Origin of the sequence: Congzhengia sp. (genome assembly GCF_037235575.1) — a bacterium.
In the GTDB taxonomy this organism is placed as follows: Bacteria; Bacillota; Clostridia; order UBA1381; family UBA9506; genus Congzhengia; species Congzhengia minquanensis.
Genome location: NZ_JAXUNN010000031.1, coordinates 51953 through 75707, shown reverse-complemented (window position 1 = coordinate 75707; position 23755 = coordinate 51953). Strand labels below are relative to the sequence as shown.

Here is a 23755-nt window from a genome sequence, read left to right as displayed (position 1 = left end):
TTTTTATGATCAAAAGAACGGCAAAGCTCATCGTTATGCTCGATCTTTAATGGGAACATAATCTCCCGCTCCGCAAACACTTTTATATGCCGGGCGGATAATTCTGCCGCCATACATCACTTCTTCAATTCTATGGGCGCACCAGCCCGCCATTCTCGAAATAGCAAACATGGGAGTATAAAGCTCCGGCGGAATGTTTAGGCACTTATAAACAAAGCCGGAATACAAATCCACGTTGGCGCACATGTGCTTTTTCCCTTTTTTCTCCGCAAAAATCTCCGGGGTGAGCTCTTCAATCAGGCTGTAGAGCTTAAATTCCTTCATGTTTCCCGTAACGTCTGCGAGCTCCTCCGCTTTTTTCTTCAGCTGAACGGTTCTGGGGTCAGACTTTGTGTAAATGGCGTGGCCCATACCGTAAATCAGACCGGAATGGTCAAATCCGTCTTTGTCCAACAGCTTTGCAATGTGGTTGGCCACAGCGCCGCGGTCGTTAATATCATCCACATTGGCCTTAAAGTCTTCAATCATTGCCATAACCTTGCGGTTTGCACCGCCGTGTTTTGGGCCCTTCAGCGAACCAATCGCCGCGGCAATGGCCGAATACGTATCCGAGCCGGTTGAAGAAACCACCCGGGTCGTAAAAGCCGAGTTGTTGCCGCCGCCATGCTCAGCGTGCAGAATCATGGCCAAGTCTAAAACCTTTGCTTCCAAATCGGTATATTGATTGTCCGGCCGGATCATATATAGAAAGTTTTCCGCCATGGAAAGCTCCGGCTGGGGGTTGTGGATATACAGACTTTTGCCGTCAAAATAATGGGCCTTTGCCTGGTAGGCATAGGCCACCATGGTGGGAACTCTGGAAAACAGCAGAATGGACTGACGGATGATGTTATATAAATCGGTGGAGTCTGGGGTGTTGTCGTAGGAATACATAGAGAGAACAGACCTTGCAAGCTTGTTCATAATGTCATTGCTGGGGGTTTTCATAATCATGTCTTCGCGGAAACCAAAGGGAAGCGGGCGCATTGCGCCGACCAACGCTTTAAAATCGTCCAGCTCCTTTTGCGTAGGCAGTTTTCCGAACAACAGAAGATAACAAACCTCCTCATAACCAAACCGGTTTTCTTTTTCGCAGGCCGTTACAATGTCAGTGACATCAACGCCGCGGTAGCTGAGCTTTCCGTCATCAGGAATCATTTCGTCCTCATACATGATGTAGCCGTGCACCTGGCCCACATTGGTGAGACCTGCCAAAACGCCTGTGCCGTCGCTGTTTCTCAGGCCGCGTTTCACCTTATAATTGTCATAGTAGCCGGGTTCAATTTGTGTGTTCTGTTCAATCACACTGCACCACTGCTCCAGCGCGCTTTTTAAATATTCCTTGTTTTCGCCTTCCATAACTTCACCTGCTTTGCATAATTTTTCTCTAAGCTTCTGCGGAATATTATACCTTATTTTCATAATAAAGTCAATAGATTTTGTTTTGTTTTATATATTTCATTTCATTTTAGGCAGATTGTTCTTTTATTTTCTCGGTTCAAACACTAATTTTTGCAATTTTCATTTTTGTTTATTTCATTTTTGTGAAAATCCAGCAGTACAGTGCCAAAATTTTTTTCGCCAAATTTTCTTAAAAACGGTTGACAGGCTTTACGTTTCATATTATTATATTAAGTAACTATTTGAAAAGATACAAGAGAAGTTGTTGTCATATGCCCGCGTATGGCAGCGCAGCAAACATTCATTTTAAGTGGGCAGAAAGGCTATGTTAGTTTATGAGAATGTCAGAATTGTTTTTAAGCACGCTCCGGGAGGTTCCTGCCGAGGCGGAAACCATCAGCCATCAGCTGATGCTTCGGGCGGGAATTATCAGAAAGCTTGCGGCCGGGGTATATTCCTATCTGCCGCTGGGTTACCGCGTGCTTAGAAAAGTTGAAAATATTGTTCGCGAAGAGATGGACAGCGCCGGCGCCCAGGAGCTTTTAATGTCCGCCCTGCTTCCGGCGGAATCCTATCAGGCTTCAGGACGGTGGGACGTATTCGGCGCCAATATGTTCCGTTTAAAAGACCGCAACAGCCGCGACTTTTGCTTAGGCCCCACCCATGAAGAAATTTTTACAGACACGGTGAAATCCTGCTTAAAATCCTATCGTCAGCTTCCTGTTACCCTATATCAGATTCAAAATAAATACAGGGACGAAAGCCGTCCCCGTTTTGGCATTATCCGTTCCCGGGAATTTGTGATGAAAGACGCTTATAGCTTTGACCGCACTTGGGAGGGGCTGGACGAATCCTACGACAAGATGTATCACGCTTACTGCAAGATTTTCGACCGTTTGGGACTTGACTATATCGTTGTTGATGCAGACTCCGGCGCCATGGGCGGTTCCGGCTCGCAGGAATTTATGGTAAAATCTGAAGTGGGTGAAGACACCATTTGTCATTGTCCTGCATGCCAGTATGCGGCAAATGTTGAAAAGGCGGAATGCATTGCGGTTGAGGTAGAAAAGGAAAGCGCACTTCCCCGCGAAAAGATTCATACCCCTAACGTAAAAACCATTGATGAGCTTGTGAACTTTTTGAACACAGACAGCTCAAAATTTGTTAAAACCTTAATTTATTCCGGCGGCGGAAAAACAGTTGCCGTAATGGTTCGCGGCGACCGTGAAGTGAACGAAGTGAAGCTTGCAAACCATTTAGGTGTTAGCTGCGATGACTTAGAGCTTGCCGCACCGAACGTTGTTTGGGAGGTAACCGGCGCTAACGTTGGGTTTGCAGGCCCCATCGGTCTTAAAATTCCCGTCGTGATGGACAAAGAGGTTTCGTTTATGTCTAACTTTATTGTTGGCGCAAATGAAACGGACTATCATTATATTAATGTAAATACAGAGGATTTTGAAGCCGAGGTTGCTGACGTACGCACCATTGAGCCCGGTGATCCCTGTCCGAAATGCGGAAAGCCCATTGTTACCACACAGGGCATTGAAGTGGGTCATATCTTTAAATTAGGCACAAAATATACGGATGCGTTAGACTGCACATACTTAGATGAAAACGGCACACCGCAGACCATTATCATGGGCTGTTACGGCATTGGCGTGAGCCGCACCATTGCAGCTGCCATTGAACAGCTCAGCGACGAAAACGGCATTGTGTGGCCGCTGGCCATTGCACCGTATCAGGCTATTGTGGTTCCGGTGAATGTAAAAGACGAAACCCAGGCAAAGCTTGCGGAAGAAGTTTATGAACAGTTAAAAGAAAACGGCATTGAAGTTTTACTTGACGACCGCCAGGAACGTGCCGGCGTGAAATTTAAAGATGCAGATTTAATTGGAATTCCGGTGAGAATTACTGTAGGCAAAAAAGCGGCTGACGGAATTTGCGAGTTTAAATTCAGAAGCGGCGGCGATGCTGAAGATGTAAGCGCAGACGAAGCAGTTTCCAAAACAATCGCATATATTAAGGAAAACTTATTATAATAAAAAGGAGTAAAGCAATGAAAAAAATTGTATTTTTATCAATAACACTCTTGCTTGCAGTTGGGCTTTTTTCCGCCTGCGGCTGTGCCAAAAAAGATAATAACAGTCAAAGCAGCGCTGCGCCCAGCCAGTCTGCGGCTGCGTCAACTTCACCCGAAAGCAGCCCGTCTGCATCTGCTGCCCCGGACAACAACAATAATGCAGCACCCGGCGACAGCGTTCAGGAAAACGACCTTCCCGCTGTTTCAGAAAATAAAGAAGTGGTAAAAGAAGAAAATGCACCGAAGATTTTTATGATTCAGGACGCAGAGTCTAACGTGGACAAGCTGACCTATCATTTAGAAAACTGCAAGCTGTTAGAGGGAAAAGAAACAAATGAAGTTTCGTGGGAATACATCAAAATGGTGGGATTCTGGCAGTGCCCGGAATGTAACCCGCCGCGGTATGAAGATTATGCTAATGCGCAGTAACGGCGCGTTATTTGGATTTGGAAAGGTGAAGGTGAAGCTTTGAAACGGATTGTCACAGCAATTTGTGTCCTGCTTCTTGCTGTGCCGCTTGCCTGTTCCTGCGCGCAAAATAACAGCGCAGGAACAGGAGCCGGCGAGGGCAGAAGCTCAACCGAAGCCGCGGCAAAAGCGGAGGCTTGGGTAGACAACGACATCTTAGACCTGTGCATTTATAATACCGACACGTTAAATCCGCTTACGACCTCGGTGAAACACAACGCCGAGGTCCTATCTTTCATGTACGACAGTTTATATACCGCCCAGTCGGACTTTTCCGCTGCTGCAAACCTTGCGGAAAATGCTTCTGTGTCTCCAGACGGTTTGACCTATTCGGTGCAAATCCGCAGCGGAGTTCAGTTTTCAAATGGCGAAACGCTTGCAGCTAATGATGTAGCCGCATCAATTAACACAATTATTGCGTCAAACGGGTATTATAAAAACCGGCTTACTATGATTAAAGGAGCCGCGGCGAAGGGAAACCGTGTAGAAATTTATTTAAAAAAACCCACAGCAAATTTAAACGTGCTGCTGGACTTTCCCATTTTGCCCAAAGGCGGTAAAGAGGAACACGCAAAAGGTGAAAATAACGACGTTTTGAGCTCCGTAATTCCCGGCAGCGGCATCTATCAGCTTTCAGAATATCAGTTAAACAAGGAGATACGGCTCAAAGTGAACCGCAGCCATCACAGCGGCGCCATGCCGTATATTGAAACTGTTGTCATTCACATGGCCGCTGACCGCGAAACGGCAGTCAGCATGCTGGAAAACAGCAGAATTGACATGCTTACCGGATATGCGGCAGACATTGAAACCTACACCCCCAGAAAAAAGCTAAATTATAAAACCTACAACGGCTGCAGGTTTGTTTTCTTGGGCATGAACACAAAAGAAAAGGAAGCCAACACACCAAAGGTGCGCAGCGCCGTTTCCGCCGCCATTCACCGGGAGGACATTTTATCCGCCGGAAACGTAAACGCCGTTATTTCGTCCCTGCCCGTTCACCCCGGAGCCTATCTCTACAGTTCGGATACCGACCTCTACGGCATTAATCAATCCGGGGCAGGCGGGCTGCTTGCGGCCGAGGGCTGGGCTGATACAGACAGCAACGGAATTTTGGATAAAACGGTTTTGTCGAAAAAATATGAGCTATCATTTGAACTGCTTGTGAGCGCTGACAGTCCCACAAAAACGCTGATTGCCGAAAGTGTTCGAAAAAGCCTGTCCGCACTGGGAATTAACATAAAAATTCGTTCCCTGCCCTATGCAGCCTATCAATCAAAAATTTCATCGGGTGATTATGAGTTGTTTCTTGGCGAAACAGAACTTTTGCCCAACTTTGATTTTGACGACATTTCAACGCTTTCAAAACTAAACCAGAAAGACATTGCCCTGTCAGACGAAATAAAAGACACACAAAGTGCAACAGATTCTATGACCCAAAAAGAAAACTATTCACAAATTTTAAGCCTTTACAGCGCCCAGCGGCCTGTGGCCGGGCTTTATTTTAAAAACGAGGTTTTGCTGTGTGATGAACGGATTAAAGCAGAAAACATTTTAACCCTAAATCCATACAAAAGCGTTCATACCTGGTCAATTACAGATTAAAAAATTCCCCAAACAATTGTTTGGGGAATTTTTGTTTTAGTAAAAAGGGACTTATCCGTATTTGTATAATGGTATATAATATATCAGGGAACGAGAGAGAGGCGGACAAATCCCTTAAAACACAATCTTTATTGATTCTTTACTTGTATTTTACACTAAAAATAACTTGCGTGCAATACATTTCTTGCGTTTTTCAACATTATTTTTATACAAATCTTGTGTTGACAAATGGTTTTTGTCCTGATATACTAAGGTAAAAGTAATATTTATTGCGCAGGAGGTGTTTTCCCTTGGAAATTTTTACCGAGGATTTGCTGGAAGATACTACCAGCTTGTTTGCCGTTGAAGAGCAAATTTACGACGGCGAGGTCAACATGATGTTTTACCATCACCACAACCACTATGAAATCATGTATATGACCCACGACAAACGGCTGATGTGCATCGGCGACAGGAAGTATGAGCTGAACCAGAACAACGTGGCGCTGCTTCCGCCCTATCTTGCGCATAAGGCCACCGGAATCGGATCCCTTACCAAACGCAGGATTTTAATTAATTTTAAGAAAGAATTTATTTCCGACATGCTGCCGGACGATTCCCTGTTCAGCATTTTCAATATGGAAACCCATGTGTTTGAATTTGACAATGAAACGCGGGAAAAAATCCGTAAATATTTTGAAGACATTCTCCAGATTTATTTATACGACAATTTTTATAAGGACTATCACTTAAAGCTGAAGCTCTGCGAGTTGATTCTGCTCCTCAACAAAAAGGGTGTGGGCGAAGAAATTGTTAAAATTGATGATGACATTGCCAAAAAATTTACATCCATTGCGCATTTTATCAACAACAACTGCCACAGCAAAATCACATTGGATATGATTTCGTCAACCTTTGATATAGACAAATATCAGCTTTCCAGACAGTTTAAGGACTATTTAGGCGCCTCCTTTGTCACTTATGTGAACACCGTTAGAATTACCAGAGCCAGAAGAATGATGCTGAACGGGTTAAACAATGTTACCGAAATTGCGTTTACCAACGGCTTTGATTCCCCGACACATTTTTCACGTGTTTTTAAAAATATGACGGGCAAAACGCCAAAACAATATATGAAAGAACTTCACGCCGTAATGCCTAAGGAATAGAGAAAATTTCTATATTCTTCTTACATATCTACATTGACTTTTGCGCTGGATTATAGTATAATAATTACGATGTGATTTATTGACTTTGTGTTACATAAGAAAGGATTGTAAATAAAATGATGAAAAAGAAGGTTCATTCATTTTTTAGTCTGTTTTTAGCAGTTTGTCTGCTTACCTGCTCATTTTCAGCTTTTGCAGCCGACAATGTGCTGGGCGGCAATATTACCTGGAAGGTTGACGGTTCTGTGCTCTATTTAGAGGGCAGCGGCGATATGACCTTGACGTATGAATATCTTACGGACATTCCCTGGTATGAAGAAAGAAACAATATTGACACCATAGTAATCGGCGACGGGATTACGTCGCTTGCGGAAGGCGCGTTTACCGCGTTTCGTAAATTGAAAACGGTTGAATTTCCTTCTTCTATGACCACAATTGGCTCCAGCGCATTTTTATCCTGCGAGGGATTAGAAAGCATTGTGTTGTCAGACCGTATAACACGGGTGGAAGGCGGCGCTTTTGTGGGCTGCGAGGCTTTAAAAACCATTACCGTGCCTGGAAGCGTCTATTATATCAGCAGCGACGCGTTTTATAACTGTTTCGATTTAACAATTGTCGGCATTCCCGGCTCTTACGCCGAAACCTTTGCCAAAGAACATGATATTCCATTTGACGGCTCTCTTCCTGTTCCGGAAGAAATTATGGTGAGCGTTAACAAATCGCTTTTAACATTCGACCAGCCTCCGGTAATTGTGAACGACAGAACGCTGGTTCCCCTGCGTGCAATCTTTGAGGCGTTGGGCGCGGTTGTTGACTGGGAGCCCACAACAAGAACGGTTACGGCGCGCCGGGACGATATTAACATCTCTTTGGTGGTCGACACGAATATCATTAAGAAAAACGGCGCAGACATTGAAATTGATGTTCCCGCGCAGATTGTAGGAGACAGAACCATGGTGCCAGTACGTGCAATTTCGGAATCTTTGGGCGCCAGCGTCGATTGGGACCCGGCAACCAGAACCGTTTTGATCGACGACTAATATATTTACATCAGGTTTTTATGGACAACCAATATATTCATTAATAAAACAACGGAGGTAGTATTTATGTCTAAAAGCGAATTAATCGGCGGTTATCCGGTAATCGGAATTCGTCCGGCAATCGACGGCAGACGCGGCCCCATGAAGCTGCGCGAAAGCCTTGAAGACCAGACAATGGCGCTTGCCATGGCCGCAAAAAAACTTTTTGAAGAGAATCTTTGTTATTCAAACGGCGAGCCCGTTAAGGTTATTGTAGCTGATTCTACCATCGGCCGTGCCCCTGAATCTGCTGCTTGCGCAGAAAAATTCCGCAAGGCCGGGGTTGATATTACATTAACCGTTGCTGCTTGCTGGTGCTATGGATCTGAAACCATGGATATGGATCCCATGACGATTAAAGGCGTTTGGGGCTTTAACGGCACTGAACGGCCGGGTGCGGTTTATCTTGCTTCTGTTCTTGCAACCCACGCGCAAAAAGGCCTTCCTGCATTCGGCATTTACGGCCATGAAGTGCAGGACAGGGATGATGTTACAAACATTCCTGAAGACGTAAAAGAAAAGCTTCTCAGATTTGGCCGTGCCGCAGTGGCTGCTGCTACAATGCGCGGTAAATCCTATCTGCAAATTGGTTCCGTTTGCATGGGTATCGGCGGTTCCATTATGGATCAGGCGTTTATGGAAGAATATTTAGGTCTTCGTGTGGAGTCAGTTGACGAGGTAGAAATTCTCCGCCGCATGGAAGAGGGCATTTACAATAAAGAAGAGTATGAAAAAGCCCTGGCCTGGACACGTGAAAATTGTAAAGAAGGCCGGGACGACAACCCGGATTTTGTAAAATTCAGCCGCGAAGAAAAAGACAAGCAGTGGGAATTTACCATTAAAATGTACTGCATCATCAAAGATTTGATGAAGGGCAACCCGAACCTTCCCGAAGGATTTGAGGAAGAAATGGTTGGCCACAATGCAATTTGTGCCGGATTCCAGGGACAGCGCCAGTGGACAGACCATTGGCCTAACTGCGACTATCCGGAAGCCGTTTTAAACTCTTCTTTTGACTTTGAAGGTAAAAAAGAACCTATGATTTTAGCCACCGAAAACGATGTGTTAAATGGTTTGGGAATGTTGTTCTGCAAACTTCTCACAAACCGTGCGCAGATTTTTGCCGATGTTCGTACATTCTGGTCTCCGGAAGCAACAAAGCGCGTTACCGGTTATGATTTGGAAGGACATGCAAAAGCAAACGGCGGCATTATCCACCTGCTAAACTCTGGTGCTGCCTGCCTTGACGCCTGCGGCGAATGCACAGACGAGAACGGCAACGCCATTATGAAAAAATGGTGGGAAGTTACCGATGAAGATATTAAGAAGATGACCGACGCAACCGTTTGGTGTGAAGCAGGCTTTGATAACTTCCGTGGCGGCGGCTTCTCTTCTCACTTTACAACAAGAGCGGAAATGCCTGTTACTATGATCCGACTCAATCTGGTAAAGGGCCTTGGACCCATGCTTCAGATTGCAGAAGGCTGGACAGTTAACCTTCCTGATGAAGTTTCCGACACGCTTATGGAACGCACAAATCCCACATGGCCGTGCACATGGTTTGCTCCGCGCTGCGACGGCAAAGAAGGCAGCCCATTTAAAACAGCTTATGATGTTATGAACAACTGGGGCGCGAACCACGGTGCAATTTCTTACGGACATATTGGCGCAGACCTTATCACACTTTGCTCCATGCTCCGTATTCCGGTTAGCATGCACAACGTGCCGGGCGACAAAATTTTCCGTCCTACCGCTTGGAATGCATTTGGTATGGACAAAGAAGGTGCAGACTACAGAGCCTGCGCAGCCTATGGCCCGATGTATAAAAATATCAGATAATTATTTGCATTTGAAAAGGGACGCCAAAACAGGCGTCCCTTATTTTTTGTTTTATTTCATAAAGATATAAAGACCAATTGCATTAATTGCCAGGTTTGCCGCGGCATGGATTATATAGGAACCAAAAATGCTGCCGCATTTGTCCGTGACATAGTTAAATATCAGCCCACCGGCAAAAAGGCCCGCCATGCAAAGGAAAAATATTGGCAGCGTAAACCAGTTCATAATCATAGTGACATGATAAAGCGCAAACAAAACGGCAGAAAACAGATATGCATACTGCTTTGTGCCAATCTTTAAACCACCACGGAACACAAACCCGCGGAAAAAAAATTCTTCAAAAAATGCGTTTACAAAAATGATATTTAAAAACACTGCAGGAAAATTGCTTTTTGTAATGCCCTCATTTTTTAGTGATCCTAAAATCATCTGGTCGTCAAAAAATTGTCTTAAAAGAAAATATCCCGTTAGAATAATTATAATTACGCCCGCACCTACTGCAAAGGATAGGGCCATCATTTTTTTACTTTTCACGGTTCCGAGATAACCTTTCACGTTCGTATGCTTTTTCTTTGCAAAAATAAACGGTACAGCCAAAAACAGCGCGATTTTCAGCAATGTAGTATAAACATAGCCGTTTAGCGGCGTCAGCAGCAGCAAACCGTATAACACACACACGGAGAAAGATAACGCCGCGTGTGTGACCAATCCTTTTCTGTTTTCCATGTAGCGTCTCCTTCGTGTTTTTAAAAGCATTTTATCTTAAAATTGTTTATTTGTCAATAGTAAAAAGCGTACAGACAAACCTGCACGCTTTAATTTTAAAGTTCTTCTTCCGGCGTTTCCACATCTTTCACCGCTTCTAATTTGCTGACAGAAACCTCATATGCTGTTTTGGTTACAGTTTCATCTTCAGAAACCCGTTTTTGATATTCACGGGACTGCATCCGTCCCCAAATTTTGATATTTGCACCAACGGCAAGGGTATTTACAAACTTTGCGTTTCTGCCCCAGGCAATGCAGGGGATATAATCCGATTTATTATAGGCGCGGTTAACCGCAACCAATATGTCTGCAATTTCCCTGCCAAACGGTGTAACCCTGTAGACCACCGGCTTACATATGTATCCGTTTAAATAAATTTCGTTTTCACATTTTTCGCAGTCGTCCGAAATGCGCAAATCCCTTGCAAAAAGGGTTAAAATCAGCTTGCTGCCTTCCCCGCTGTAATTATTGTAAGAACGAAACTGTCCGGTAACCTCCACCTTTGTCCCCGCCGGTATTTCAACATCTGCCAAAATCCGTTCAGAAATGGTAACAACGATTGTATCTTTATTTTCCGACAGCCTGTCGGACATGATGATAAACCTGTAAAAGCCCTCGGTGTGCACCTCGTGACTGAATTCTAAATCACTTGCCACATACCCCACAATTCTTGCTTCATTATCCTCCGCGCAATTTAACATACCGTATTTCTCCTTTCAAGTATTGATGTACGGTACATTATATGGGCAGATGATTCATTTAGAACAAAAAATTTTTGTTTTCTTCTTATTCATTTGCAATTTTCACCAGCTCATAAAGCTTGTTGAGCGCTTCTATGGGGGTTAGAGTGGTCACGTCAAGGCCGGAAAGCTCTTCCGTTAAACGGTTATTCTTAAGGTCGGTAAAACCAATTTGAAAGTCTGTGTTTTCCTCCTGCGGCTGCTTGGAAACGCCGCTTACGTCGGCTTCCTTCGCGTCAATTTTTGCTAAAATTTCTTTTGCACGGGAAACCACCTCTTTTGGCAGACCCGCTAAGGCGCTGACTTCAATTCCATAACTTTCATCCGCTCCGCCTTTCACAATCCTCCTTAAAAAGATGATGTCGTCGCCCCGCTTTTTGCAGGCAATACAATAGTTTTTCACGCCATCCAGCTTGTTTTCCAATTCCGTCAGTTCATGATAGTGTGTGGCAAACAGCGTGCGTGCGCCAATTTTTTTCTTATTCGAAATATACTCTGAAACCGCCCAGGCAATCGACAGTCCGTCGTAGGTGCTGGTTCCCCGGCCAATTTCGTCTAACACCAGCAGGCTCCGTTTTGTTGCGTGCTTTAAAATTTGCGCCACCTCGGTCATCTCCACCATAAAGGTACTCTGCCCTGCAGACAAGTCGTCCGACGCGCCAACACGGGTAAAAATTTTGTCGCACACGCCAATGCGGCAGCTCTCTGCCGGAACAAAGCTTCCAATTTGCGCCATCAGCACAATCACCGCCACCTGGCGCATATAGGTAGACTTTCCCGCCATGTTGGGGCCGGTTATAATTAACATCCGGTTGTCGCCGCAGTCTAACGACGTGTCGTTGGGCACAAACAGCGCATCGTCCAGCATTTTTTCCACCACTGGGTGCCTGCCGCCTTTAATTTCAATTTTATCCGAAGCGTCAACACAGGGCATCGTGTAGCCGTTTTTCACTGCCACCTCAGAAAGCGAACAAATCACATCAAGATGTGCAACAACCGAGGCCGATGTCTGAATTCTTGCCGCCGCCTCGGCTACCTTGTCGCGAATACCGCAAAACAGTTCATATTCCCTTGCTTTTAAAAATTCCGAAGCGCCCAAAACTTTTGTTTCTAACTCTTTCAGTTCCTCTGTGATATACCGCTCGCCGTTCGTAAGCGTCTGTTTTCTGATATACCTGTCCGGCACGCTGTCCCGGTAGGATTTTGAAACCTCTATGTAATAGCCGAACACCCGGTTATAGCCCGTACGCAGGGTTTTAATGCCGGTGAGTTCCTTTTCCCGCGCCTCAATTTTCGCAATTTCCGACTGCCCGTTTTCCGCCAGATTGCGAAATTCGTCTACCTGGCTGTCGTAACCCGTTTTAATGATTCCGCCGTCTTTTAGCGAAATCGGCGTGTCCTCCTCTGTTATGGCGGCATCTATCAGCTCCGCAATGTCCTCTAACGTATCAATCCGTTCATACATCTGGCGGAACAGCGGCGCTTTCAGGCCAGACAGCAAAAACTCCACCTGTGGCAGGTTTTGCAGCGACTGTTTTAAAGAAATCATTTCTTTTGGCGACGCACTTTTGCAGGAGATTTTTCCCAGCAGACGCTCAATGTCGTAAATCCCTTCCAAAACCTCCATCGCCTGCTCCCTTTTATCTGTAGCCTCAAACAGCTCCGACACAGCATAATGCCGTTTTGCAATTTGTGCACAGTCAATCAGCGGCTTTTCCACAAAGGATCGCATCAGCCTGCCGCCCATGGCGGTTTTTGTTTTGTCCAGCACCCACAACAAAGAACCTTTTTTCGCCTTGCTCCGCATGGTTTCGGTAATTTCCAAGTTCCTCCGGGTAAAAATGTCAATGTCCATAAACTCGTTTTCACTGTAGGCACAGACGCGCTTGATATGGCCAATCTGCATTTTCTGCGTCTCTTCAAAATGCATTAAAATCATGCCCAGCGCATTTACCGTGAAGTAGTCCTCCGAAAGATGCAGCTCTGATAAGTCGGTGATATGAAACCACTGGTAAATCAAGTGTTCGCAGCTGTCGCGGGTAGGCTCGGCTGAAATCATTTCAAGCGATGCGTTAAACCGGTATCTAAGCTCGTCCCGCAGCTTGGCATTTTTAAAAACCTCGCTGCTCACCACAATTTCGGTGGGACTATACCGCGCAATTTCGTCAATCAAACGCTGCCGTCCACTGACGCTGGTAACAAATACCTCGCCTGTGGTTAAATCGGAAAATGCTGCGCCAAAGGTTGTTCTGTGGCCATAAACCGCGCAGAGAAAGTTGTTCTTTTTTTCGTCCAGCATTTTCGAGTTGATCACCGTTCCGGGGGTAACAACACGAATTACATCCCGCTTTACAATCCCCTTGGCCGTGGCAGGATCTTCTAACTGTTCACAAATTGCCACCTTGTAACCCTTTGCAATCAGCTTATCGATGTAAGCGTCCGCCGCATGGTACGGCACGCCGCACATCGGGTTTTTCTCCCCATCCTCCCCTTTGGAACGGCTGGTCAGCGCTATTTCTAATTCTCTTGACGCTAAAATAGCGTCGTCTAAAAACATTTCATAAAAATCGCCCATCCGAAAGAACAAAATGGAGTCAGGGTAGTTCTTTTTCACGTCCAAATATTGGCGCATCATTGGTGTCATATAATAACCCCTCCTATTTGTTAGTGGCATCCCCCGCAGGAGCCGCAGTTGCCAGAGCAGCCGCCCTCAGAAGCCAGCTCCTGCTCCTCGCCCTGAATGCAGAACGAAATAATTGAATTTACTTTTTTAATAATATCGTTAAAATTCGACTTTGCTTCTAAATATTCCTTCACGGTTTTGTTTGCCATCAGCTTGTCCATGCTTTTTTTCATCTCGCTCTGAAAAAGCTTTAAGCTCTCCGGCGTCATTCCCGTTTCTTTCGCTTTTACGGTCATTTTTGCCCGCTCCGCTTCATATTCGTTCATCACCCGCTGGGCCTCTTCATCCTCATAAAATATTTTTTCCATCTCGTGGAACACTTTCATTTCTTCGGAATCTGCGATTGCCTGGCCCAAATTCTGTGCCATTTCTAAAATATCGTTCATATCTTTCTGCCTTTCTGTTATAGGTTTAAACACGTTCCCCTGTCAGGGACCATGTGCTTATTTTCGTTATTTTCACATGAACAAAATCGCCGACTGAAAGCGCGTCGTCTTTGGGAAAATTCACAATTTTTCCGCCGCTTGTTCTGCCGCACATCATAGTTTCGTTCGTTTTGCTTAAGCCTTCAACCATAATTTCAACGGTCTTTCCGTCATAGGTTTCATTAATTTCACGGGAGATTTTGTTCTGAACGTCTAACAGTTCGTCAAAATGCTTATGCTTTAAATCCTCCGGCACCTGATTTGGCATTTTGGCCGCCGGCGTCCCCTCCCGCTTGGAATAGATAAACGAAAACACGCTGTCAAACCGCACGCGCTTTAACACATCAATCGTTTCGTTAAAATCCTCTTTTGATTCGCCGGGAAACCCAACAATAATGTCGGTGGTAAACACGGCGTTTGGCATTGCCGTCCGAATTCTCTCCACTAAACGGATGTAGCCTTCTTTTGTATAACGCCTGTTCATCTTCTCTAAAATTCTGTCGCTGCCCGCCTGAAAGGGCAAATGGATTTGGTCGCACAGCTTTTTCACCATTGGCAAAGTTTCAATCAGCTTGTCCGTCATGTCCTTCGGGTGGGAAGTCATAAACCGGATCCTGCGTATGCCGGAAACCTTATCTGCCAGTAAGAGCAAATCTGCAAAGTCAACATTTCGGTCTAAATCCTTGCCATAGGAGTTCACGTTTTGACCCAAAAGGGTAATTTCTTTCACACCGTTTTGTGCTAAGCTTTTAATTTCCTCTAAAATTTTCTCCGGCTCGCGGCTTCTCTCCCTGCCCCGCACATAAGGCACAATGCAGTATGAGCAAAAGTTGTTGCAGCCATACATAATTGAAACCCATGCGCTGGCGGTATTTTCCCTATATACGGGAATGTCCTCGGCAATTCTTCCCTCGCTGTCAATCAGGCTAATCACGCGCTCATTTTTGCACACGGCTTTATATAGAATTTCGGGGAACTGGTAAAGCGAGTGTGTTCCGAAAATCACCGACACATGCTTATATTTCGACTTCAGCTTTTTCACCATGTGCTCCTGCTGCATCATACAGCCGCAAATGCCGACAATTAAGTCAGGCCGCTTTGCTTTTAAGTGCTTTAGCGCCCCCACGTTGCCTAAAACGCGCATTTCAGCGCCCTCCCGCACCGCACAGGTGTTAAACAGAATAAAGTCCGCGTCCTCCCGGCTGTCAGTAAAGGCAAAGCCCATCTCAGACAGCATGCCCTTAATGCGCTCGGAATCGTTTTCATTTTGCTGACAGCCATAGGTTTCCACAAGCGCTTTTGGCGTTTTGCCTTTTTCAGCATACAGCCCGCGTACCTGCTGCACAAATTCTTTCTGCCGTTTTAATTCCTCTTCCGATACGAAAACATCTTTTCTCTGCATCTATGAATAAACTCCTTTACTATTTTACGCCATAATTCGTTCCATTATGTAGTAGATCAGCGGCAGTGTCAAAAGACTTAAAAGCGTTGAAAAAAAGATATACTCCGCAGCATATTTTTCGTCGGAACCCGCTTCCATTGCCACAATAGACGCAACAGTCTGCGCCGGCATTGCAATTTCTAAAACCACTGCGCCAATGGTAACGGGATTTAAGCCAAAATGCACAAACAGCATGCTGACCAGCACCGGCACAATCACCATTTTAATGAGCGCCGGCGCAATCATAGACACGCGCTTGTAAAGGCTTTTAATATCAATGGTCACCAGCGTCATGCCGATAAACAGCATGGACATGTAAGTGGTGCAAGAGCCGATTCCGGTAAACGCGTCGTTTAAAACCGGCGGAAGCTTAACGCCGAAAAATAAAAGGGGAATTCCAATTAAAAACGCCACGGTGTTAGGATTAACCAATTTTTTTAAAGCCTGTCTGCCCACCAGCGAACCGCCGGAACGGTTGATTAAATAGACGCCTGCCGTCCAAAAAACAGCGTCGTTCACCATACCGTAAATCACCGCATAAAAAAGGCCCTCCGTTCCAAAAACCGCAAGGGCAACAGGATAGCCCAAAAAGCCCACGTTGCCGCTTCCGCTCAAAACTGCATGGAGGGTTTTTGTAGGTTCTTTTAAACGGAAAAGGTTTGCCGTGCCAAGGCCTAAAAAATATAAAACCGTCATCACCACCACGGCGGAAACTGCCGCAACCGCCGCATTCATTGCCGTGTCGCCGCTTAAATCTTTTGACAAAAGCGACGTAATAATCATCAGCGGCAGCGTAACCTTAATAATGATTTTCGACAGCACATTTCGCATATCTGCCGAAAGATATCCTGCTTTAACAGACACAAACCCGATTAAAATTGCAATAAACAGCTTAACAATCGGGTCTATGATCACTGACATATCCATCGTATAACCACCTATTCCAAAAAGTAAGTTGCTTCCATGTCTGACGTTGAGAGGGCAAAGGCAAGGGGATATTTTTCAAAGGCCGCTCCAATGTTGTTTTGCGGTTCGCAGCCGGAAAATCCCATGTGATAGCGAATGGCAAAGGCCTCTTCACGGGTGAGCCGCATAAAGCCAGAAATGATGTAAACAGATTTTTCCCCGTGACCGTAGGGCATGTCATCCGCATATTCAAAGGTGGGCACCGTTTGCCACACGCCGTGTTTGTCCTTTTTGTTCCTCGTTCCCTTCACATAACAGTTCACCTTGCATAAATCGTGCAGCAGGGCACAGATTGCAACCGACTCGTCGGGATAGCAGAGCTTATAGGTGTTCTTTACCCGATCCCGCGACAAATAGTCGCACAGGCAATGGTATACGTTTAACGAATGTTCCAAAAGCCCCCCCTCAAAAGCGCCGTGAAACCGTGTGCTTGCAGGGGCAGTAAAAAAATCGCTCTGAGGCGAATCTAAATATTCTAACAGCTTGTCGCCGCCTTCGCGTGTAATATTTGTTTGATAAAGATTGATAAATTCTTCTTTTTTTGTCAAATACAATCCCCTCTTATGGCATATTTTATATTATTATATCATAATTCCCCATGTTTTTCAAAGAAAAATTAATGCGGGGATTAATTTTTTTGACATTGCGTATGATTTATGTTAAAATTTAGAAAAATACCACTTGTAAAGGTTTCGATTTTATGAAAAGGCTGCTTTTAATTTCCCTGCTTCCAACCATTGTTTTAATGCTATATATGTATAGGAAAGACCGGGTTGAAAAAGAACCCCTCTGGGTGCTCTCCAAAATGTTCTTTTTCGGAACGCTGACCGTAATTCCCGCGGCAGTGATAGAAATTTTGGGAACGAAACTTTTAAATGCCGCGGTCATTCAATCCGTTGCTATTTATAATTTAATCGATGCGTTTTTCGTTGTGGCGCTGACAGAGGAGCTGATGAAACTAATTGCTCTTTATGCTGCCAGCTGGAGGCTTTCTGAATTTAACTGCACATTCGACGCGGTGGTTTATGCTGTTTTCATATCCCTGGGGTTTGCCACGCCTGAAAACATTATGTATGTCTTTGCCAATGGATTTTACACCGGTGTGGTTCGGGCGGTGCTTTCCGTCCCGGGGCACATGATGTTCGGTATATTCATGGGTTTGTTTTATTCCGCGTCGCGGCGGCATTTTTTAAACGGACGGTTTTTGCCCTTTAAATTAAACCTTGTTTTTGCCCTGGGCGTTCCTGTTTTGCTCCATGGTTTTTTCGACTTTCTGCTGTTTCAGGCAAATAAATTCTCCATGCTGATTTTTGCGGCGTTTATGGTTTTTTTATATTATTTTGCGTTTCACACAGTGCGAAATCTTTCAGAGAATGACCGATATTTTTATCAAAGTGCAGGTGAACCCTATGACAATTGTTGAATTTTTTGACCGCGAAATGCTGGAAAACATCATTGGCACGTTAATGTTTCAGCCCGAGCGCGTGGTTCTTTTCGGCAGGGACTTAAAAAAATTAGCGGCGTTTCAAAAAAACATGGCGCAGGTTTTGGCAAATAAGAATATTCACACTAAAATATTAATTGAGAGCGTTAACACCACGGAATATGCTTCAGTTGTGAAAAAGTTAAACGGGTTTATCGACGCTTATCCCGACTGTGTTTTCGATTTAACCGGCGGCGAGGAGCTGATTTTAGTGGCTATGGGTGCAGTGGCGGCCAAACGCAATATTCCGCTGCATTCCATCAATCCCAGAAGCGGCAGGGTGAAAACCATTCTCCATAATTCCGGGGAAACCAGGGAAACAAAAAGTACCTCGCTGACTGTTGACGAAGCCATTACCCTGTTCGGCGGCATGATTGAATACGGCGCGCCTGGGAGCGGAAAAACGGTTCCATTGAAATTAGACGGCACCATGCAGCGCGATGTCATCGCACTTTGGCATATTCTGCGCAAAAACTGCGGGGACTGGAACGCCGCGATTGAGGTGCTCTCCCCTTTAACCGACGTACAAAACCTGGATCGGGACGGCTTAACCTTTTCCGTTCCGCAAAACTACTTTAAGTCCGGCTTAAAAAACAGCTCCTATAAAATTGCCTGCATGGAATCGGTTTTGTCCCAGCTTACTGCAAAGGGCATTTTATTTGAAAAAAGAACTGGCGATATGCGTCGCTTCACTTTTAAGAATAAGCAAATGCTCCGCGCCCTGTCGAAATCTGGCACGGTTTTAGAGCTTTACACCCTTTTGTGCGTGCTGTCAGCCAAATCCTTAAGCGGCTCTTCCTTAGTCGGCAGTGCGGTAAGCGGCGCGGTGATCGACTGGGAAAACCCGCCGGACGAGTTTGACGACGTGAAAAATGAAATTGACGTTTTGGCAACTACAGGCGCTATTCCCGTGTTTATTTCCTGCAAAAACGGCGGCGTCGATTCCGGTGAGCTGTATAAACTAAGCACCGTTGCAGAGCGTTTCGGCGGCAAATATGCAAAAAAGATTTTGGTGATGACATATTACAACGTCCGGGAATCCTTTATACAGCGCGCCCAGGCTATGAACATTAAACTCATTCGTAATGTGCATGAAATGAGCCGCGAAGAATTTATAAAACGGCTTAGCGATAATATGAAAAATTAAAAAGGAGAGATTTTAGGATGAATTATGAAAATTTATCTAACACTGCAACCCCCGGGGCGTTAAAAAAATGTCCGGGATGCGGAGCGGAATGTGATTCGAAACAAAACTATTGTACCGCATGCGGTACTAGCTTGAATGTAGACCAGGAAAAATCGGATGCATTTCAAAATTGGGATCAAAATCAGCAATACACAACGCAAAATCCTAATGAGGCGCGGCTCGTTGTAAACGAGAATGATTTAGCTTATTTTATTTGTGATAACCAGGTATATTACAGAAACAAATTCCAAAAAATGAGGGTAACAAATTCTAAGATAAGCTGGAATTGGGCAGCTTTTTTGTTTGGAAACTGTTGGTTGGTTTATAGAAAAATGTATGGCATTTGTGCTATTGTTTATTCAACGAACTTTGTTTTTAGCCGTTTGTTGCCCTATCCAATTAACCTGGTTTTCTCTCTTGCATTATGGGTTTGTTATGGTCTATTCGGAAACTATGTTTACATGCGCCACGCGGAAAACGAAATTATCTATGGCAAAACCATGGATGATAATTCAAAAAAATATTATTACATAAAGAAAGGCGGAACCAGCGGCCGTTCTATCGCTGTTTATTTATTGCTTGAGTTTTTATTCGGATTTTTATTTGCGTTCATGAAAAACATGGTGAAAGCTTTAATATGAAAAAAGCGGAAACGTAAAGTTTTACGTTTCCGCTTTTTGATTGGATTTGAGAGTTCTTATCTTACGGCTGTTTGCCGATGTAAGCTAAAATTCCGCCGTCTACATAGAGAATGTGGCCGTTTACGAAGTTAGAAGCTTCCGACGCCAAAAATACTGCAGGGCCGGCCAAATCTTCCGGGTTGCCCCATCTTGCCGCAGGGGTTTTGGAGATGATGAACGAATCGAACGGGTGCTTCGAGCCGTCGGGCTGTTTTTCGCGCAGGGGCGCTGTCTGGGGAGTTGCAATATATCCGGGCCCAATGCCGTTGCACTGAATGTTATATTCGCCATATTCGCTGGCAATATTCTTGGTAAGCATTTTCAAGCCGCCCTTTGCCGCAGCATAAGCGGAAACCGTTTCACGGCCCAGTTCGCTCATCATGGAGCAAATGTTAATAATTTTGCCGCCGCCCTTTTTCATCATAGAAGGAATAACAGCTTTCGACACAATAAATGGCGCGTTTAGGTCAACGTCAATCACCTGTCTGAATTCGTCGGCTGACATGTCGCACATGGGAATTCGTTTGATAATGCCTGCGTTGTTCACCAAAATGTCAATCACGCCGACTTCTTTTTCTACGGCCTTCACAAATGCATTTACTGCTTTTTCATCTGTTACGTCGCACACATAGCCATGAGCCTCAATTCCCTCTTCTTTATAAGCGGCTAAGCCCTTGTCTACCAATTCCTGTTTAATATCGTTAAAAACAATGGTTGCTCCTGCGCCGGCCAAGCCTTTTGCAATTGCAAATCCAATTCCATATGACGCGCCGGTTACCAGCGCAACTTTTCCGTCTAAACGAAACATAAATTTGCCTCCTATCTTAAATCTTTTGTCTGAATATGGTCCATATCGTCAAATTCCTGATTTTCGCCGCACATTGCCCAAATAAAGGAATATGCCTTTGTGCCAACGCCGCTGTGGATTGACCAGCTGGGACTGATTACCGCTTCTTCGTTGTGCATTACAATGTGACGCGTCTCGCTGGGCTCGCCCATCATGTGGAACACGACGTTATCCTCATCCATATCGAGATAGAGATAAACTTCCATTCTTCTGTCGTGGGTATGGGAAGGCATGGTGTTCCAGTTTGACCCCGGCTCCAGCTGGGTAAGTCCCATAGAAAGCTGGCAGCTTTGCATTACCTCAGGGTGAATATACTGGTTAATCACGCGCTTATTACAGTCTTCCACGCTGCCGCAGGGCACCTTTTTCGCCTTGCTGATGTCAATTTTCACAATGGGATAAGACTTGTGCGCCGGGCAGGAGCTCATATAAAACTTTGCGGGCTCGTCTGGGTTTACGCTTTTAAAGGTAACCTCTTTGTTGCCCATGCCGATGTAAATACCGTCTCTGGGTTCCATTACATACTCCGTGCCGTCAACGGTGATAATGCCTTTTCCGCCGATGTTAATGCAGCCCATTTCACGACGCTGCAGGAAAAAGTCCGCCGCAAGCTCCTTGCCTGCTTCCAGCTTTAGCTCCTGGAACACCGGCATTAAGCCTGCTGTAATAATCCTGTCGATATGGCTGTATACCATGCGGATATTGTCCTTTGTGAACAGGTTTGTGATTAAAAATTCTTCTCTTAATCTGTCGGTTGTGTAAAATTTAACGTCTTTAGAATTCGATGCATTTCTAATTTCCAAAGTGTCCAACTCCTTTTTTATGTATTTTCCGTAAACCGCAACCTGCGTAAGCGCAGCCCACGAGAGCGGCTCGGATATTTGTTTAAAGTTTTTAAAGCGGACAAAGGTTGTTTTCTTTTTGTCAAACGTCACGGTCTGTCCCTCGGCAGTTTTACAAAACTCCGCTTTTACAACGCTTCCATCTGAAAATGTAATGTCTGCCGACTTCCAATAGGTATCGTGTGGAAAGTCAGCCCTTAAAAAAAACACCAGCTTGTCTACCTCTGCCTCTGCGCCAAACCAAACGGTAAACTCTAAGTCTTCTCTGGCGCCGCCTGCCCAGGAATGGTAAGGATATGCTCCGTGGGACGTGTTTTCACACACGCCGTCAATGGCGTTTCTGGCATAAAAGCACGAGTCTCCCCGGGTAACAAAATTTGCCTCCGCATGGGGAAACACACGAGCATTCTCCGGCCTGTCGCATGCGTTTAAGGCGATATTGCGGTATGCAAAGCTTTCCTCGTCATCCAATGCCCGCGCAAAAATTTTGTGCTCCGGACCACGGAACGCTTTTGGGTGATAACAAGTTTCGCTCTCTGACGGAATCCGAAATTCAAAGCTGCCGTTTGCAAGATAAACCACGCTTTTTGCCAGAGTTTCGTCAAACTGCACCTCGGCAAAGCCCTCGTTTCCGATGTTAAGAATCAGTTTGTCCCCTTCTTGATAAGAGTGTTTCAAAACCGTGTCAATCACATTGCCGCAAAATTCAGCCGCTACTTCGCCGCTTTTGTTTTCAACAGAAAGTTTTAAAATAACCACCAGCCTCCTCTCGCCTATTCTTATAATATCACACACTACATGCAATTTCTTTGCAATTATTGCATTTTTTATTGCAATTTCCACACAAACGTGATAAAATAAAAAAAACATGACAAATCTGAAAAAAGGGAGAAATGAAAATGCCGTTTTTGTTTAGCAAATGTGCGGACGCAATTTCCCACGCGTCAGACACCCGCACGTTCGGCGTCTACTATTCTGAGGAGCAAAATCCCGATTTAAACATCCATGTGCACGACTGCTGTGAAGTGCTTTTGTGTCTTTCCGGCGGAAAAAGCTTTTTGATTGACGGCAAGGCATATGACGTAAACGACGGCGACCTTTTTATTTTAAACCAGTTCGAACCCCACAAAATTACCGCAGACCCAAACCTGATTTTTGCCCGTTTTGTGTTGCAAATCCACCCGGAATATTTCATTGCCAACTCCACCGAAGAAACCGATTTATCCCGGTGTTTTTATACCCGCGGCGATGGCATTTCCAACAAAATTGCGTTAAACGACAGCGAAATTGCTGAAATTGAACAGCTTTTTATTTTGTTTCGCAGCGACAGCGGCTTTGGGGACGACATCTTGAAAAACGCCGCGGTGAATACCATTTTGGTGCTGGTAAACCAATATTTTATGAAGCGCGCAGAAACGAAAAAAGCAGTTTATATCGACGACGAAATGATTATGAACACAATTTTCTACATCAATGCCCATTTTTCTGAAGACCTGACGCTGGAACGGCTGGCAAAAAAGTCTTATGTTTCGGTGAACCAGCTTTGCAAGCTGTTTAAAAAGCGTTTTGGTACCACCGTTGCCAAATACATTATGTCGAAGCGTATTTCCGAGGCGAAAAAACTTTTGTCCCAGGGAAAAAGCGTTTCCGACACCGCTTTAGCCTGCGGCTTTTCCGACTATGCCAACTTTATCAGGGTGTTTAAAAAATTCGTTGGCGTGTCTCCGGGAAAGTATAACTTTTCCCACAAAAAATTTAACAGCGAAAAAAATCGTATTGCGAAATCATAAATCCATAATGACTTCGTCAATTTTTATTGCCCGCGACGCTGCGTCTGTGTCAATACACTTCCCGCAGTTGTCGCATTTTTTTGTTTTATCTAAATCGCAAAGGTCGCACTCCCCGCAGTTTGTGCACGGCCCATCTTTTAAAACACATTCTTTCAAACAAAATACCACCTTTCCTGCCTTTTCTTTTATTTTACTATAACAAGAAATAGATGTCAACGAAATAAAAAAATCCGGCGGAACCTCCGCCG

General features: G+C 44.9%; 21 protein-coding genes. 10 read left to right on the top strand and 11 right to left on the bottom strand.

From position 1 onward, the window contains the following. Window positions 1-33 precede the first annotated feature (33 nt). A complete protein-coding gene (locus WIG73_RS07445; RefSeq protein ID WP_337399948.1) occupies window positions 34-1398 on the bottom strand; it encodes a citrate/2-methylcitrate synthase in 1365 nt (454 codons plus the stop codon). 377 nt (window positions 1399-1775) lie between these two features. On the opposite strand from WIG73_RS07445, the gene WIG73_RS07440 reads away from it, so the two are divergent. The 6 genes from WIG73_RS07440 (at window position 1776) to WIG73_RS07415 (ending at window position 9659) form a co-directional block, all read left to right on the top strand. After that, window positions 1776-3479 carry a proline--tRNA ligase gene (locus tag WIG73_RS07440; protein WP_337399947.1) on the top strand — a complete coding sequence of 568 codons (1704 nt, stop codon included), beginning with the start codon at window positions 1776-1778 and terminating at the stop codon, window positions 3477-3479. A gap of 17 nt (window positions 3480-3496) precedes the next feature. Beyond that, window positions 3497-3949, top strand: a complete 453-nt coding sequence (locus tag WIG73_RS07435) for a hypothetical protein (protein ID WP_337399946.1) — start codon at window positions 3497-3499, stop codon at window positions 3947-3949. 39 nt (window positions 3950-3988) lie between these two features. Beyond that, a complete protein-coding gene (locus tag WIG73_RS07430) occupies window positions 3989-5593 on the top strand; it encodes an ABC transporter substrate-binding protein (protein WP_337399945.1) in 1605 nt (534 codons plus the stop codon). A 290-nt stretch (window positions 5594-5883) separates the two neighbouring features. Beyond that, complete coding sequence (locus WIG73_RS07425; protein WP_337399944.1) at window positions 5884-6741, top strand: AraC family transcriptional regulator; 858 nt, start codon at window positions 5884-5886, stop codon at window positions 6739-6741. A gap of 116 nt (window positions 6742-6857) precedes the next feature. Beyond that, window positions 6858-7781, top strand: a complete 924-nt coding sequence (locus WIG73_RS07420) for a stalk domain-containing protein (RefSeq protein ID WP_337399943.1) — start codon at window positions 6858-6860, stop codon at window positions 7779-7781. 66 nt (window positions 7782-7847) lie between these two features. After that, window positions 7848-9659, top strand: a complete 1812-nt coding sequence (locus WIG73_RS07415; RefSeq protein ID WP_337399942.1) for an L-fucose isomerase — start codon at window positions 7848-7850, stop codon at window positions 9657-9659. Between the two features lie 51 nt (window positions 9660-9710). Here the strand turns inward: WIG73_RS07415 and WIG73_RS07410 are convergent, their stop codons facing one another. From WIG73_RS07410 to WIG73_RS07380, 7 genes are all read right to left on the bottom strand, one after another. After that, window positions 9711-10385 (bottom strand): CPBP family glutamic-type intramembrane protease, encoded by a 675-nt coding sequence (locus tag WIG73_RS07410; RefSeq protein WP_337399941.1) that lies wholly within the window; start codon window positions 10383-10385, stop codon window positions 9711-9713. 95 nt (window positions 10386-10480) lie between these two features. Then, window positions 10481-11125, bottom strand: a complete 645-nt coding sequence (locus WIG73_RS07405; RefSeq protein WP_337399940.1) for a single-stranded DNA-binding protein — start codon at window positions 11123-11125, stop codon at window positions 10481-10483. An 85-nt stretch (window positions 11126-11210) separates the two neighbouring features. Next, on the bottom strand, window positions 11211-13808 hold the full coding sequence (gene mutS, locus WIG73_RS07400; protein WP_337399939.1) for a DNA mismatch repair protein MutS: 2598 nt from the start codon (window positions 13806-13808) through the stop codon (window positions 11211-11213). A gap of 20 nt (window positions 13809-13828) precedes the next feature. Beyond that, window positions 13829-14233, bottom strand: a complete 405-nt coding sequence (locus WIG73_RS07395; RefSeq protein ID WP_177680492.1) for a YlbF family regulator — start codon at window positions 14231-14233, stop codon at window positions 13829-13831. A gap of 25 nt (window positions 14234-14258) precedes the next feature. Next, window positions 14259-15674, bottom strand: a complete 1416-nt coding sequence (gene miaB / locus WIG73_RS07390; protein WP_337399938.1) for a tRNA (N6-isopentenyl adenosine(37)-C2)-methylthiotransferase MiaB — start codon at window positions 15672-15674, stop codon at window positions 14259-14261. A 24-nt stretch (window positions 15675-15698) separates the two neighbouring features. Continuing rightward, window positions 15699-16640, bottom strand: coding sequence for an AEC family transporter (locus WIG73_RS07385; protein WP_337399937.1), 942 nt, complete (start codon window positions 16638-16640; stop codon window positions 15699-15701). An 11-nt stretch (window positions 16641-16651) separates the two neighbouring features. Further along, window positions 16652-17227 (bottom strand): hydrolase, encoded by a 576-nt coding sequence (locus WIG73_RS07380; RefSeq protein ID WP_177680489.1) that lies wholly within the window; start codon window positions 17225-17227, stop codon window positions 16652-16654. Window positions 17228-17379: 152 nt separating this feature from the next. Between WIG73_RS07380 and WIG73_RS07375 the strand changes: the two genes are divergently transcribed. From WIG73_RS07375 to WIG73_RS07365, 3 genes are read left to right on the top strand one after another with little or no spacing between them, the layout of a single operon-like run. Then, window positions 17380-18102, top strand: a complete 723-nt coding sequence (locus WIG73_RS07375) for a PrsW family intramembrane metalloprotease (RefSeq protein WP_337399936.1) — start codon at window positions 17380-17382, stop codon at window positions 18100-18102. Then, the gene (locus WIG73_RS07370; RefSeq protein ID WP_337399935.1) at window positions 18089-19309 is read left to right on the top strand and encodes a DUF1887 family CARF protein; all 1221 of its coding nucleotides are present in this window, start codon (window positions 18089-18091) and stop codon (window positions 19307-19309) included. The genes WIG73_RS07375 and WIG73_RS07370 overlap by 14 nt, the downstream gene beginning before the upstream one ends. A 17-nt stretch (window positions 19310-19326) precedes the next feature. Then, entirely contained in the window at window positions 19327-19989 is a 663-nt protein-coding gene (locus tag WIG73_RS07365) for a DUF2628 domain-containing protein (protein WP_337399934.1), read from the top strand. 61 nt (window positions 19990-20050) lie between these two features. Here the strand turns inward: WIG73_RS07365 and WIG73_RS07360 are convergent, their stop codons facing one another. After that, window positions 20051-20836 (bottom strand): gluconate 5-dehydrogenase, encoded by a 786-nt coding sequence (locus WIG73_RS07360; RefSeq protein ID WP_283245407.1) that lies wholly within the window; start codon window positions 20834-20836, stop codon window positions 20051-20053. A gap of 11 nt (window positions 20837-20847) precedes the next feature. Continuing rightward, entirely contained in the window at window positions 20848-21678 is an 831-nt protein-coding gene (gene kduI / locus WIG73_RS07355; RefSeq protein WP_337400000.1) for a 5-dehydro-4-deoxy-D-glucuronate isomerase, read from the bottom strand. 938 nt (window positions 21679-22616) lie between these two features. Here kduI and WIG73_RS07350 point away from each other — a divergent pair. Then, entirely contained in the window at window positions 22617-23507 is an 891-nt protein-coding gene (locus tag WIG73_RS07350) for a helix-turn-helix domain-containing protein (protein ID WP_177678697.1), read from the top strand. Here WIG73_RS07350 and WIG73_RS07345 read toward each other — a convergent pair. Then, a complete protein-coding gene (locus WIG73_RS07345; RefSeq protein WP_177678665.1) occupies window positions 23502-23663 on the bottom strand; it encodes a hypothetical protein in 162 nt (53 codons plus the stop codon). The two genes, WIG73_RS07350 and WIG73_RS07345, sit on opposite strands and share 6 nt — an antisense overlap. Window positions 23664-23755: the final 92 nt, after the last annotated feature.

Bases quoted from the DNA above. Each gene is read 5' to 3' on its own strand.
- WIG73_RS07405 (WP_337399940.1), bottom strand. From the start codon at position 11,125: ATGTTAAATTGCGCGGAGGATAATGAAGCAAGAATTGTGGGGTATGTG.
- WIG73_RS07445 (WP_337399948.1), bottom strand. From the start codon at position 1,398: ATGGAAGGCGAAAACAAGGAATATTTAAAAAGCGCGCTGGAGCAGTGG.
- WIG73_RS07410 (WP_337399941.1), bottom strand. From the start codon at position 10,385: ATGGAAAACAGAAAAGGATTGGTCACACACGCGGCGTTATCTTTCTCC.
- miaB (WP_337399938.1), bottom strand. From the start codon at position 15,674: ATGCAGAGAAAAGATGTTTTCGTATCGGAAGAGGAATTAAAACGGCAG.
- WIG73_RS07350 (WP_177678697.1), top strand. From the start codon at position 22,617: ATGCCGTTTTTGTTTAGCAAATGTGCGGACGCAATTTCCCACGCGTCA.
- WIG73_RS07420 (WP_337399943.1), top strand. From the start codon at position 6,858: ATGATGAAAAAGAAGGTTCATTCATTTTTTAGTCTGTTTTTAGCAGTT.
- WIG73_RS07365 (WP_337399934.1), top strand. From the start codon at position 19,327: ATGAATTATGAAAATTTATCTAACACTGCAACCCCCGGGGCGTTAAAA.
- WIG73_RS07370 (WP_337399935.1), top strand. From the start codon at position 18,089: ATGACAATTGTTGAATTTTTTGACCGCGAAATGCTGGAAAACATCATT.
- WIG73_RS07415 (WP_337399942.1), top strand. From the start codon at position 7,848: ATGTCTAAAAGCGAATTAATCGGCGGTTATCCGGTAATCGGAATTCGT.
- WIG73_RS07435 (WP_337399946.1), top strand. From the start codon at position 3,497: ATGAAAAAAATTGTATTTTTATCAATAACACTCTTGCTTGCAGTTGGG.
- mutS (WP_337399939.1), bottom strand. From the start codon at position 13,808: ATGACACCAATGATGCGCCAATATTTGGACGTGAAAAAGAACTACCCT.
- WIG73_RS07375 (WP_337399936.1), top strand. From the start codon at position 17,380: ATGAAAAGGCTGCTTTTAATTTCCCTGCTTCCAACCATTGTTTTAATG.
- WIG73_RS07440 (WP_337399947.1), top strand. From the start codon at position 1,776: ATGAGAATGTCAGAATTGTTTTTAAGCACGCTCCGGGAGGTTCCTGCC.
- WIG73_RS07360 (WP_283245407.1), bottom strand. From the start codon at position 20,836: ATGTTTCGTTTAGACGGAAAAGTTGCGCTGGTAACCGGCGCGTCATAT.
- WIG73_RS07385 (WP_337399937.1), bottom strand. From the start codon at position 16,640: ATGGATATGTCAGTGATCATAGACCCGATTGTTAAGCTGTTTATTGCA.
- WIG73_RS07395 (WP_177680492.1), bottom strand. From the start codon at position 14,233: ATGAACGATATTTTAGAAATGGCACAGAATTTGGGCCAGGCAATCGCA.